The organism is Chondromyces apiculatus DSM 436 (genome assembly GCF_000601485.1).
Taxonomy (GTDB): Bacteria; Myxococcota_A; Polyangia; order Polyangiales; family Polyangiaceae; genus Chondromyces; species Chondromyces apiculatus.
Map to the genome: position 1 here is coordinate 87,942 of NZ_ASRX01000003.1, position 12,156 is coordinate 100,097.

Annotated in this window: 11 protein-coding genes; 4 read left to right on the forward strand and 7 right to left on the reverse strand. The window is 69.2% G+C overall.

Going from position 1 to position 12,156, the window contains the following annotated elements:
• Positions 1-9: 9 nt before the first annotated feature.
• The 3 genes from CAP_RS02100 to CAP_RS02110 form a co-directional block, all read right to left on the reverse strand.
• Positions 10-1,329, reverse strand: a complete 1,320-nt coding sequence (locus CAP_RS02100; RefSeq protein ID WP_081864463.1) for a choice-of-anchor L domain-containing protein — start codon at positions 1,327-1,329, stop codon at positions 10-12.
• Between the two features lie 8 nt (positions 1,330-1,337).
• Positions 1,338-2,936 (reverse strand): hypothetical protein, encoded by a 1,599-nt coding sequence (locus tag CAP_RS02105; RefSeq protein WP_044235468.1) that lies wholly within the window; start codon positions 2,934-2,936, stop codon positions 1,338-1,340.
• Positions 2,937-3,037: 101 nt separating this feature from the next.
• On the reverse strand, positions 3,038-4,036 hold the full coding sequence (locus CAP_RS02110; RefSeq protein WP_156040418.1) for a threo-3-hydroxy-L-aspartate ammonia-lyase: 999 nt from the start codon (positions 4,034-4,036) through the stop codon (positions 3,038-3,040).
• Between the two features lie 149 nt (positions 4,037-4,185).
• Between CAP_RS02110 and CAP_RS02115 the strand changes: the two genes are divergently transcribed.
• Both CAP_RS02115 and CAP_RS02120 read left to right on the forward strand, forming a co-directional pair.
• Positions 4,186-4,779, forward strand: a complete 594-nt coding sequence (locus tag CAP_RS02115; protein ID WP_231511030.1) for a hypothetical protein — start codon at positions 4,186-4,188, stop codon at positions 4,777-4,779.
• 208 nt (positions 4,780-4,987) lie between these two features.
• Positions 4,988-5,449, forward strand: coding sequence for a peroxiredoxin (locus CAP_RS02120; RefSeq protein WP_044235470.1), 462 nt, complete (start codon positions 4,988-4,990; stop codon positions 5,447-5,449).
• Positions 5,450-5,665: 216 nt separating this feature from the next.
• Here CAP_RS02120 and CAP_RS02125 read toward each other — a convergent pair whose 3' ends face one another.
• From CAP_RS02125 to miaB, 4 genes are all read right to left on the reverse strand, one after another.
• Positions 5,666-6,034 (reverse strand): NlpC/P60 family protein, encoded by a 369-nt coding sequence (locus CAP_RS02125; protein WP_044235472.1) that lies wholly within the window; start codon positions 6,032-6,034, stop codon positions 5,666-5,668.
• 108 nt (positions 6,035-6,142) lie between these two features.
• Entirely contained in the window at positions 6,143-6,928 is a 786-nt protein-coding gene (locus CAP_RS02130) for a class I SAM-dependent methyltransferase (RefSeq protein WP_044235474.1), read from the reverse strand.
• Positions 6,918-7,589: a gamma carbonic anhydrase family protein gene (locus CAP_RS02135; protein ID WP_081864464.1), complete on the reverse strand. Its 672-nt coding sequence runs from the start codon at positions 7,587-7,589 to the stop codon at positions 6,918-6,920. The genes CAP_RS02130 and CAP_RS02135 overlap by 11 nt, the downstream gene beginning before the upstream one ends.
• Entirely contained in the window at positions 7,590-9,047 is a 1,458-nt protein-coding gene (gene miaB, locus CAP_RS02140; protein ID WP_044235476.1) for a tRNA (N6-isopentenyl adenosine(37)-C2)-methylthiotransferase MiaB, read from the reverse strand.
• A 209-nt stretch (positions 9,048-9,256) separates the two neighbouring features.
• Here miaB and CAP_RS02145 point away from each other — a divergent pair, with 209 nt between their 5' ends.
• Positions 9,257-11,065: an AMP-dependent synthetase/ligase gene (locus tag CAP_RS02145; protein WP_044235478.1), complete on the forward strand. Its 1,809-nt coding sequence runs from the start codon at positions 9,257-9,259 to the stop codon at positions 11,063-11,065.
• 85 nt (positions 11,066-11,150) lie between these two features.
• On the forward strand, positions 11,151-12,155 hold the full coding sequence (gene pip / locus CAP_RS02150; RefSeq protein ID WP_044235479.1) for a prolyl aminopeptidase: 1,005 nt from the start codon (positions 11,151-11,153) through the stop codon (positions 12,153-12,155).
• Position 12,156 lies beyond the last annotated feature (1 nt).

Consider the following 12,156-nt stretch of genomic DNA (forward strand, 5'->3'; position numbering starts at 1 on the left):
ACCCGGAGATCACTGCGGGACGGGGGTGGTCCCGACGGTGATCCCGGGCTTGGCGATCCACTGGAACTGATCGATGAGCGTGGTCGAGTCGAGGGAGCCGTCGCCGGAGTCGTAGACCGCGAAGCGAAGCGAGATCTCGCTCCCGGGCGCGACCGGGGCGGTCGTCCGGAGCCAGCTCGTGGCGCCGTGATCGCTCCCCGCCGTGTCACTGTCGAAGCCAAACCCGGTGCCGATGAGATCACCATTGCCGAGCGGGCAGGTGAATAGCTTTCCCCCCGCCTCGCACGGGGAAGGTGGATTGCCGGGGCAGCCGCAGACCTCGAGGAAAGCGTTGTTCACGCTGACCGGATTGCCCTGGCTGTCGTAGCTGATGTTGCCGTCGGTCTGGCCCGGGGGGTAGGGCGAGAGGAGCGCCACGAAGAAATCGTTGAACATACTGCACACGAACTGGGGCCATTCGTGGGTATAGAAGTTGAAATCGAACGAGAAGCCACGGGCATTGGTGGGCGCCCGGAGGGTGACCTCCAGCGCGGCGCTGTCGTGGGGCTCGCCGGTGAACGTCCCCGGGCAAGCGGGAGATTCCTTGGGGAACCCGTCGGGGTGGTCGCCCTGGTACAGCTTGTCGAAGCCCTCGGGGCTGATGTAGCCCGCGTCGCTGGGTTGCCGGGCAGCGCCGCTGGAGAGGGCGAGGAGGCGCTCGCCGCGGCGGGTGCCGACGTTCGGCCCGAAGCCATCGAGGAGGCCGTGGCCGAAGTGAAACACGACGAGGTGGTCCGGGGGCGGAGGAGCGCCATCCGCCTGCACCCAGGCCGCGGACGTGAGGCCCCAATCTCCAGGCCCCGTCGAATCCTTGCACAGCTCGATGGCGCGCGCGGCGAGCAGCGGGTCCTGACTGTCGATGGCGAGTCCGCTGTCGCAGAGGACGCTGTCGTCCTCGTCGATCTCCATGTCGCAGTCCTCGTCGTACGCCTCTTCGCCGTCGGGCGTGGGCACCTCGAGGGAGTTGGGGCTGACGTTCGGGTCGCAGTCGTTGCAGTCGCCCTGGGCCGGCGTGAAGCCATCCTGGTCGACGTCGTCATCCTCGCCGCCAGGGATGCAGGTCGGCGGCGCCCCGCCACTCCCAGGATCGCCCCCGCCGAGGTTGACACCACCCACGCCGCCAGGACCGGGCTCGCCTCCAGCCCCCCCCTGACCGCCGCCACTGCTGGACGAGGCGCCGGGGCTGTCGGGACCGGTGAAGCCATCCTCTCTGCTGGACGCGGAGCACGCCACGAAGAGCGCGAGGGTCGTCATCGCCGCGATGGAACCGAGCACCTGGAGTCGTCGCATGTCGCCCCTCAGTAGAAGCACACGTTGGAGGAGAGCCCGATGTCCCCGCAGGCGTACCCCGGGCGACAGTCGTTCTGGCTCGTGCAGCGGTCCAGGCAGAGCCCGAGCCCGTTCCCGAAGCCGTAGTCGTAGCAAGCACCGAGCAGGCCACAGTCGTTCTGGACGAGGTCGCAGAACTGCGAGCAGTACCCGCCCGGAAGGCCCCAGTAAGCCTCGTCGAGGCAGAGGGGGTCGTTCCCGATGGCGTAACACTCGTTGTGCACGGAGCAGGGCTGCCCGGTCGGCGTCGGGCCGGAGGTGCACGCGGCCGAGGACTGGCAGCCCGTCGCGTCGGCGCAGTCAAAGTAACCGTTGCCGTCGTTGTCCTGGTTGTCGTCGCACTCCGACTCGGGGCCCGGAATGCAGACCAGCGCGGAGACGCCGACGTCGAGGCACTCGTAGCCGGGTCGGCAGTCGGCGCTGGTGGTGCACCCGTCGAGGCAAACGCCATTCACCGAGTGGCCGGAATCGACGCACACCGCGTCGCCGCTGCAATCAGGCATGGCGAGGTCGCAGAACTCCGAGCAGTACCCCCCGGGATAGCCGTAGAACTCGGGGAGGCAGGCAGGGTCGCTCCCGGTCGCTGCGCAGTCGCTGTGGTACGAGCACGGGGCGCCCGTGGGCTCGGTGCCGGGCTGGCACGCGAAGTCTCCCTGACAGTCCGCCGCATCGTCGCAGTCCAGGAAGCCATCGGAGTCGTCGTCGAAGAAATCGTCACAGTACAGCTCGGGCTGCGCACCCATCATCTGCAGGTTGAAGTAACCGCCATCGTGGGGCGGGACGCCGTCGACCACCACGAAGTACTGGGCACCGGCGGTGACGCTGACCGTGAGGGCCCCCGAGCCGGATCCGGAGCTGTCGACGCAGATGATCTCGGTGGCGGGATCGGCGCACCCCGTGCGCACGGAGAGTGTGAAGTCCATGTCCGAGAGGGAGAACACGTCGATCATCACCGGATCGCTGCTCGGCGCGATGAAGGTGAAGATCGCCTCCCTGCCGCTCTGCGAGGAGCACGAGGCAGCCTGCGTCGAGGGTCTGCCCGTGGTGTCGCCGTCCCCGAACGTCGGCAGGGCCGTGAACATCGGCTGCGCGCAGGAATCGACGCAGGCGGCCGCCCCCGCGCAGTCCTCGTCCAGGCAATCGGCGTCGCCATCGAAGTCGTTGTCGACGAAGTCAGCGCAGTTCTCCGGGACGGAGCAGGACGAGACGACGACACCACAGTGCGTATTGCAGGTCAGCGTCCCACCGCCGAGGCCGAAATCCGCACACGTCTTGCCGCCGAAATCATTCCCCTCGCACGCCTCACCGGGGTCGAGGACGCCATTGCCGCAGAGGCTCGACGTCCCCCCTCCCTCCCCTGCCCCGCCCTGACCCCCCGCGCCGCCCTCGCCGCCCGCGCCCCCCTCGTTCCCGCCCCCCTCGCCTTCGCCCGCGCCCTGACCACCGCCGCCTTGGTGGCCTCCCGTCGCCAGGGGGTCGGAGTCATTGCCGGTCGCACACGACGTGACGATGGCAACAGCAGCGATGAGGATCCCGCAAGGCCGGATCCAGCTCCGGTGACGATGCATGAGCAGCTCGCGTGGTCGAAGGGTGCGTCGAAGGTCGAGAAGCGCGTGAGGAAGTCCGCGGAGGCTATCCACGTGCCGGCGCGCCTGCAATGGGGCCCGGATCACCTGCTCAGGTCGTCGGGTACATCACGAAGGCGCGCTGCGATCGCCACGATGTCCACGTTCCCGCCGCTGAGGATGACGCCAACACGGCGTCCAGCCACGTCGATTTTCCCTTGCAGCGCCGCGGCGAGCCCGAGGACCGCCGTCGGCTCCACCACGAGCTTCAGCCGCTCCCACACGAAGCGCAGCGCGTGGAGCAGCGCCTCGTCCGAGACCGTCACCATATCGTCCACGTGGCGGCGCACGAGCGGGAAGGTGAGCTTGCCGAGCGACGGCGTGCGCGCGCCATCCGCGATCGTGACCGGGTTGTCGACCGCGCAGAGCACCCCGGTTCGGAACGATCGGGTCGCATCGTCGCCCGCCTCCGGCTCGACGCCGATCACCCGGCACCCAGGACTCAGCGCCCGGGCCGCCAGCGCCGAGCCGGAGAGCAGCCCTCCGCCGCCGCAGGGCACGAGCAAGAGGTCGAGGGGCCCCACCTCGTCGAAGAGCTCCTTGGCGGCCGTCCCCTGCCCCGCGATCACGTGCGGGTGGTCGAAGGGAGGAATCAACGCGGGCCCGCGGTCCCCCGCGATGCGACGGGCCACGTCCTCGCGCCGCTCGGTGCGGGGATCGTAGATCACCACCCGGGCGCCGTATCCCTCGGTGGCCCGCCGCTTCACCGCGGGGGCGTCGCTGGGCATCACGATGGTGGTGGCCAGGCCCAGCAAGCGCCCCGCGAGGGCCACGGCCTGGGCGTGGTTGCCCGACGAGTAGGCGATGACCCCCCGCGCCCGCGCCACGTCGTCGAGGCGGCTCAGCGCATTGTAGGCGCCGCGAAACTTGAAGGCGCCCATGCGCTGCAGGTTCTCGCATTTGAGCCGTACCGTGGCGCCGAGCCGGGCGTCGAGCGTGCGCGACGTGACCACCGGCGTCCGGTGCGCGACGCCCTCGATCTGGCGCGCCGCGCTGACGATATCGTCGTAAGTCACCTCAAGAATCCGCCCCTCATTGGTCATGAATCCTGGTTACGACGGTGCTGTCGCGCACGCAATGAGGGCGCGACTGGCCACGTTCACGTTGACGCCGGCCCGGGGCTCTGCATGATTGCTCCTCATACCAGCGCTGGTTCCCGACGGGTGATTCCCGTCACGGAGGAGAAATGAGCATGGACCCCATCACCGCCTGGGCGGTGGCTCTCATGGTTTCGTGGTCCCCGCCAGGGCGAAGCCACATCGCAGACGCCGTGGAGACGCCCGAGGAAGGGCGCGCACGTTACGAGGAAATCGCGCGGGCCGCGGCGCGCGTGGCCTACGATCCGACGGTCGAACCTGCTTTCCGGGGGCCCCGAGGCCGCGCCGCGACCCTGGCGCTCCTCCTGGCGATCGCCCACCACGAGAGTGGCTTCCGGCGCGACGTGGATCTCGGCCTGGGAAAGCTGGCCCGCGGCTCCGGGATGGATTCGTGCCTCCTCCAGATCCGGGTGGGCAAAGGCAAGACCTCCGAGGGCTGGACCCACGCCGACCTCGTGGGTGACCGGGAGAAATGCTTCAGGGCCGGACACGCCCTCGTGAAGCGCTCGTTCGGAGCATGCCGGAAATTCGAGCAGCTCGACTGGCTCGGCGCCTACACCCGCGGCCGCTGCGTCGCTGACGAGAAGGCCTCACGCTCCCGGATGGGCCTCGCCCAGCGGGCCCCCCAGGCGCCCCTCGACGACGCCGCAGCCCTCGCCGCGCGTGCAAAGGCCACCTCGGGCCCTTGAGTCTCCACGAGGTCCGCCAGGAAATTCGCGCTTCCTCGCCCCCCGTCGGGCGTGAATCCTGACAGGGCCCCACTCCCCGCCGCGCCCAGAAAAGCGTTGCGCCGCCCGCAGCGTGTCCCCTAAAGGTGACCATGCTCGGGCCGGCTTAACCGTCAGGCTTGCCCGGACAGAGAAACGATTCACCATTCTCTCCAAGGAGACGCAACCAATGGCCCTCGAGGTCGGACAGCCTTTCCCGAGCTTTTCACTTGCGAACCAGGACGGGAAACCCGTCTCGCTCGGCGATTTCGCCGGAAAGTGGCTGGTGCTGTACGTCTACCCCAAGGACGACACGCCGGGCTGCACCATTCAGGGCAAGTCGTTCACGGCCACCAAAGCCGATTTCGACGAGGCCAATATCGCGGTGCTGGGCGTGAGCGAGGACGACGTGAACTCGCACAAGAGCTTCTGCAACAAGTTCGGCTTCACCATCGACCTCCTCGCCGACCCGAAGCACGAGCTGCTCCGGGCCGCAAGCGTCGGGCAGAGCGAGTGGAAAGGCACCCTGTACTGGGACCGGACCACGTTCGTGATCGACCCCCAGGGCGCGCTCCGCAAGATCTACCTGAAGGTGAGCCCCGAGGGACACGAGCAGGTCCTCCTCCAGGACATCAAGGCCCTCCAGGCCTGAGGTCCTGCGTACCCTGGCTCAGGGGCCCTGCGGCCCCTGCGCTCCCGATGGTCGCTACCCCGCTATCGGCGAGATCGCTGACCCGGAAACCTGAAACGATAGGGGGGAACGCATGCCCCGAAGGCACATTCGGGGCAGCGCCGCGGGCAGAGGTGCGGGGTAGAGGGCAGGCGCGAGCACAGGGGCGAGAAGCCCCTGAGCTGCGAGGCAGTGTGCTCAGGGGATGTAGCGGTAGAACGCGTCGGGCCTCTTGCCGCCGAAAGAGCCGTTCCAGTAGCCGTTCTTGTAGTTCGCCACGGCGACGCCGGTGCTCGTCTGCGAGCCGATGAAGTCGCCCTTGTCGGGGTCGAGCACGATGCCAATGTGGCCAGGCCAGTGCACCAGGTCACCGGCCTGCGGCAGGTCGACCTTCATGAACTTCGGCGAGTGCGCAAAGTCATCCGCGCGGATCATCGGGAACGACGGTTCGACCGTCTTGCGCAGGACCGCGATCACGAACTGGTTACAGACCATCTCGCTGTACAGGATCTCGTGGCCGGCGTTCCGCTCGAAATCTCGTGCAGTCTGGGCGATGTCGAAGCTCATGAATCCTCCTCGTGAACGACAGTGAACGAGGGAGGCTACCATGTCTGGAGACCTGCGGAACAGTCGCGAAAGCGGGAGGTGCAACGAATTCGGGTAACTTGCGCGCGACTACCGCAATCTCAGGATCCGGACATCGAGCGCCTCGCGCCCTTCCAGATCGAGGCTCGTTGGCACTTTGCAATGTGCCAGCACCTCGTAACCATCCGCGGGGCAATAAGCGCGCCCCGGATCTCCGAGGAGCACCACGGCCCCGGCATCCGCGCGCGCGCGGAGCCATGGAAGCACGCAAGCTGCCATTTCACGGTCGTAGCAGACGTCTCCCGCCAGGATCACGTCCCAGTCGTCGGGCGTCGCGCTCTCGCTCGGCGTTGATGCAGCGCCTGTGGTGCGCGCAGCGGGCTTGGCTAGCGCAGCAGGCGTGGCGGTGAGGTCGTCGGCGCGCACGGTGATCTCCTCCCCGTTGAGGCGCGCATTCAGCGCGATGGCGACAACCGCGAAGGGATCGACGTCCGCCGCCGTCACCGCCGCGGCTCCGGCCTTCGCCGCCGCGAGGGCGCCGATACCGCTGCCAGAAGCAAAATCGAGGACACGCCGGCCTGCGACGAGCGCAGGGTGATCGAGGACGTGGCGCGCGAGCGCGTGCCCGCCCGCCCAGACGAACGCCCAGTAAGGCGGCGGGACGACGCCGGAGGACGAGGGATCGATCTCACGCCCGCCCGCGTCCCCCCACAGCCCGAGGCGACGCATCTCCTCCTCCGTGATCCGCCAGAGAGGCGTGACCTCCGTGGCCAGGTGGAGGCGCACCTCCGGCACGAGGGGCGGCGCCGTGACCGCCGTCTGCTCGACGATGAACGCCGCTGCGCGGGCACGGATGCCCACCTCCTCACCGCGCATGGCCGGACGCCTCGCGCGCCTCCTGCGCACCGGGCGTCTGCGCCCCGGATGCCTGCACCGCCTCCTGCGCACCGGATGCCTGCGCCGCCTCCTGCGCCTCCTGCGCCCCGGATGCCTGCGCCGCCTCCTGCGCCTCCTGCGCCGCGAGGATCTCCCGGAAGCGGCGCGCGTTCTCCACGTAGTGCGCGGCGCCATCCCGGCCGAGATCCGCCTGGTTGGCCCTGACCTCTCCCACCACCTTCGCCGGGTTCCCCCGCACCAGGGAGCGGGGCGGCACCACCATCCGGGGCGGCACCACGGCGCCTGCCGCCACCACCGACCCCGCACCGATCTCCGCGTTGTCCAGCAGGATGCTCCCCATGCCGATGAGGCATCCATCCCCCACGATGCAGCCGTGCAGGATGGCGCCGTGCCCCACCGTCACGTCCTCCCCGACGCGCGTCCACGACACCCCATCGGTCACGTGCACGCACGCCAGGTCCTGGATGTTGGTGCGCGCGCCGATCTGGATCTTCCCCACGTCCCCGCGCAGCACCGCGCCGAACCAGATGCTCGCCCCGTCGCCGATCTCCACGTCGCCGATGACCGTGGCGTTCGGCGCCACGAACACCTCACGCCCGAAGCGCGGCGTCGCCTCGCCGTACGGAAGGATCAGCGCCACTCAGCCCTCCGCCCGCGGCCCCTCGTTCACCACCGGGAGCGCGCGCCTCGCCTGGGACCCCTGCGCACGCGCCCTGGGCTGCCGCGCCGCGGCCCTCGCGGCCTCGGTCAGCGCGCCGTGGAGCGAGTGCTTGTTCGCCCGGAGGATGTGCGCCGTCACCACCTCGCCCGTGAGATCCAGCTCCGAGGCCCCCTCGATGTGCACGATCTCGTTGCGGCCCGTGCGCCCCGACCAGAGGTCCCCCGCCTTCGCGGGCCCCTCGACGAGCACCTCCTGGACGGAGCCGGTGAGCCCCTCCAGGTGCTTCCCGAGCAGCGCCTCGCTCAGCGCGAAGAGCCGCGTCAGCCGCGCGCTCTTCACCTGCTCGGTCACGTCATCCGGGAGCTTCAGGGCCGGCGTGTAGGGGCGCCTCGAGTACTTGAAGCCGAACAGGCCCCGGAAGCCCACCTCCTCCACCAGCGAGAGCGTGGCCTCGAAGTCCTCCTCGGTCTCTCCGGGGAACCCCACGATGATGTCCGTCGACAGGGTCATCCCCGGCGCCTCCGCGCAGAGGGCGCGCGTCCGGGCCAGGTACTCCTCGCGCGTGTAGCGCCGGATCATCCGCTTCAGCATCCGGTTCGCGCCCGACTGCACCGGCAGGTGCACGTGCCGGGGCAGGAGCGGAAGCTCCGCGTGGGCACGGATCAGCGAGGGCGTCAGGTGCCGCGGGTGGGGGCTCGTGTAGCGGAGCCTCCGCAGCGCCGGCACCTCGGCGGCAATGCGCCGGAGCAGCGCCGCGAACTCGCTCTCGTCAGGATCCTCGGGATCCGCGCCTGGCGCCTGGGAGAGCGCGCGCAGCGGATCGCGGTAGCTGTTCACCGTCTGCCCGAGCAGGGTGACCTCCCGCGTCCCCGACGCGCAGAGGGCGGCGATCTCGGCGACGATCTCGTCGCTCGCGCGGTACCGCTCCGGGCCCCGGGTGTAGGGGACGATGCAGAACGAGCAGCGCTCGTTGCAGCCCTTCATCACCGTCACGAAGGCCGTGGGCCCGCTCCCCCCGCGCGGCGGCGGCAGGAAACGCGGCGCATCGAGGTCGAACACCGTACGGACCGCGGGCAGGCCACCCGTGGAGAGATCCCCGAGGAGGCGCGGCAGCTCCGCGATGTTGTCCGGACCGATCACCCCGTCGATGGCGGGCATGCGCCGGAGGAGCTGCTCCCCCTCCTGTTGCGCCACGCACCCTGCCACGATCAGCACCCGCTCCGGCTGCTCTCGCTTCCAGCGGGCGAGGCGGCCCACCTCGCTGCGGAGCTTCTGCTCCGCCTTTTCCCTCACGCTGCACGTATTGAGTACCAGCACGTCCGCAGAGGCAGAATCTTCGGCCTCCGCGTAGCCTGCCCCCCGGAGCACCTCGCGCATGCGCTCCGAGTCGTGCACGTTCATTTGGCAGCCAAACGTTGTGATGGCGTAGCGAGGCATCCGGCGGGCATGGTACACCAAAGGCTGCGATTCAGCCCGACAAGCAACGACAACCGGCGACCGACAACGGATGACGACGACCACACGGCGGCGAACGATGGCGGACGACGACGGACGAACGCGAGGCGAGGCTGGACACCGCACCTGGACTGCACGCGCCGAACTGCAGGGGCTGGACTGCAGGGACTGAACTTGAAGAGGAGAGGGTGATGGCGAAGTTCGAGAACCTGGTCGAGCTGTTCGAGCGTTCGGTCAAGCTGTACGGACCCAGGGATCTGTTCGGCACCAAGAAGGATGGCCAGTGGACCTGGCTGACCTACGCGGAGATGGGGCGCCTGGTCGACCAGTTCCGCGGCGGGCTCGCCTCGATCGGCATCCAGCGCGGTGACCGCGTGGCGATCATCTCGAACAACCGCGTCGAGTGGGCGGTCGCCGCGTACGCCTGCTACGGCCTCGGCGCCTCCCTCGTGCCCATGTACGAGGCCCAGCTCGCCAAGGAGTGGGAGTTCATCATCAACGACTGCGAGGCGGTGGCCGTCATCGCCGCGACGCCCGAGATCTACAAGAAGTGTCAGGAGATCCCGGCGCGCGCGCCCTCGCTCAAGCACATCATCGGCCTCGCGCTCCCGAAGAGCGATCCGCTCTCCTACGAGGCCCTCCTCGAGGCCGGCGGCAAGAACCCCGCCCCGGCGATCAAGCCCACCCCCGAGGACACCGCGTGCCTGATCTACACCTCGGGCACCACCGGCAACCCCAAGGGCGTCATCCTCTCGCACGGCAACATCGCCTCCAACATCACCGCCGTCCACGGGGGCTTCCCGCTCTCCGCGGACGACCGGAGCCTCTCCTTCCTGCCCTGGGCGCACTCCTTCGGGCACACCTGCGAGCTCCACGCCTTCCTCTCGCTCGGCGCGTCCATGGCCCTCGCCGAGGCCGTCGACAAGATCGTGCCGAACCTCGCCGAGGTGAAGCCCACGGTGCTGATCAGCGTCCCCCGCATCTTCAACCGCATCTACGACGGGGTGAACAAGCAGATGACGGAGAAGCCCGCCGTCGTGCGCAACCTCTTCAAGTCGGGCCTCGCGGCCGCGAACAAGCAGCGCAAGGGCGAGCCGCTCTCCCTCGGCGAGAAGCTCGGCCTGGCCCTCGCGAACAAGGTGGTCTTCGCCAAGATCCGCCAGAAGTTCGGCGGCCGCCTCAAGTACGCCATGAGCGGCGGCGCCGCCCTCTCCCGCGAGGTCGCGGAGTTCATCGACAGCCTCGGCATCAAGGTCTTCGAGGGCTACGGCCTCACCGAGACCTCGCCCATCGTCACCGCCAACCGCCCCGGCGCCCACCGCCTCGGCAGCGTCGGCAAGCTCCTCGACGGCGTGACGGTGATCATCGACAAGACCGAGACGAACGACCCCCGCCAGGGCGAGATCATCGTCCGCGGCCCCAACGTGATGCAGGGCTACCACAACCGGCCCGACGAGAACGCCGCGGTGTTCACCGAGGACAAGAGCTTCCGCACCGGAGATCTCGGCTACCTCGACGACGAGGGCTTCCTCTACATCACCGGCCGCATCAAGGAGCAGTACAAGCTCGAGAACGGCAAGTACGTCGCCCCGGCGCCCCTCGAAGAGCAGCTCAAGCTCTCGCCCTTCATCCTCAACACCATGGTCTACGGCGACAACCGCCTCCACAACGTGGCCCTCGTCGTCCCCGATCTCGACGCGGTGAAGGCCTGGGCCAAGACCGAGGGCGTGAGCTACCAGGCGAACGCCGATCTCCTCACCAACTCCCGGGTGGTCGCCCTGATCCAGGCCGAGGTCGACAAGTACTCCACCGGCTGGAAGGGCTTCGAGCGGGTGCGGCAGGTGACCCTCACCGACGAGGACTTCACCACCGACAACGGCATGCTCACCCCCTCGCTCAAGCTCAAGCGCCGCGTCGCCTGGCAGCGCTACCAGAAGCAGATCGAGAGCCTCTACGACGAGCCCTCCAGGTCCAAGTCGGACGCGACCGCCGCCGCCTGAGGCGCCACCTCCCCGAAGCGACGGGCGGCGGCTCCGCGTCAGCGGCTCCCCTCCGCCCCCATCTCGCGCTACGCTCGGCGCGCCCATGACAGCCGGCGCATCCTCCCCCCAGAACCCTGCCGCCCGCGGCGATCAGCCCACGCGGCGCACCCTCTACCCCGAGATCGAGCCCAACCGCGTCGGCCGGCTCCGCGTCTCCGACCTGCACGAGATCTATTACGAGGAGTCGGGCAACCCCAAAGGCAAGCCTGTGATCTTCGTGCACGGCGGCCCTGGCGGCGGCACCGAGCCCAAGCAGCGCCGCTTCTTCGACCCCCGGGCGTACCGCATCATCCTCTTCGATCAGCGCGGCTGCGGCCGCAGCACCCCCCACGCCTCCCTCGAAGAGAACACCACCTGGCACCTCGTCGCCGACATGGAGACCCTGCGCGAGCACCTCGGCGTCGAACGCTGGCAGGTCTTCGGCGGCTCCTGGGGCAGCACCCTCGCCCTCGCCTACGCCGAGAAGCACCCCGCCCGCGTCACCGAGCTGGTGCTCCGCGGCATCTTCCTCCTCCGCCGCCAGGAGCTCGAATGGTTCTACCAGCGCGGCGCGAGCTTCATCTTCCCCGACGCCTGGCAGGAGTACCTCGCCCCTATCCCCGAGGCCGAGCGCGGCAACCTCCTCATGGCCTACCACCGCCGCCTGCTCAGCACCGACCACGCCGTCCAGCGCGCCGCCGCCCGCGCCTGGAGCGTCTGGGAAGGCTCGACGAGCTGCCTCCGCCCGAACCCCGAGCTCATCGCCCGCGTCCAGGGCGAGGTCTTCTCCCTCGCCTTCGCGCGCATCGAGTGCCACTACTTCGCGAACGGCGGCTTCCTCGACCGCGAGACCCAGCTCCTCGACGAGGTGGACCGCATCCGCCACATCCCCACCGTGATCGTGCACGGCCGCTACGACGTCGTCTGCCCCGTCGAGAACGCCTGGGACCTGCACCGCGCCTTCCCCGAGGCCGACCTCCACATCATCCCCGACGCCGGCCACTCCGCCCTCGAACCCGGCACCACCCACGCACTGATCGAGGCCACCGACCGCTTCAAGGCCCTCTAGC

Excerpts from the sequence above, each read along its gene's own strand:
- CAP_RS02125 (WP_044235472.1), bottom strand. The coding sequence starts at position 6,034 with ATGAGCTTCGACATCGCCCAGACTGCACGAGATTTCGAGCGGAACGCC.
- CAP_RS02130 (WP_044235474.1), bottom strand. The coding sequence starts at position 6,928 with ATGCGCGGTGAGGAGGTGGGCATCCGTGCCCGCGCAGCGGCGTTCATC.
- CAP_RS02120 (WP_044235470.1), top strand. The coding sequence starts at position 4,988 with ATGGCCCTCGAGGTCGGACAGCCTTTCCCGAGCTTTTCACTTGCGAAC.
- CAP_RS02145 (WP_044235478.1), top strand. The coding sequence starts at position 9,257 with ATGGCGAAGTTCGAGAACCTGGTCGAGCTGTTCGAGCGTTCGGTCAAG.
- miaB (WP_044235476.1), bottom strand. The coding sequence starts at position 9,047 with ATGCCTCGCTACGCCATCACAACGTTTGGCTGCCAAATGAACGTGCAC.
- CAP_RS02100 (WP_081864463.1), bottom strand. The coding sequence starts at position 1,329 with ATGCGACGACTCCAGGTGCTCGGTTCCATCGCGGCGATGACGACCCTC.
- CAP_RS02115 (WP_231511030.1), top strand. The coding sequence starts at position 4,186 with ATGGACCCCATCACCGCCTGGGCGGTGGCTCTCATGGTTTCGTGGTCC.
- pip (WP_044235479.1), top strand. The coding sequence starts at position 11,151 with ATGACAGCCGGCGCATCCTCCCCCCAGAACCCTGCCGCCCGCGGCGAT.
- CAP_RS02105 (WP_044235468.1), bottom strand. The coding sequence starts at position 2,936 with ATGCATCGTCACCGGAGCTGGATCCGGCCTTGCGGGATCCTCATCGCT.
- CAP_RS02110 (WP_156040418.1), bottom strand. The coding sequence starts at position 4,036 with ATGACCAATGAGGGGCGGATTCTTGAGGTGACTTACGACGATATCGTC.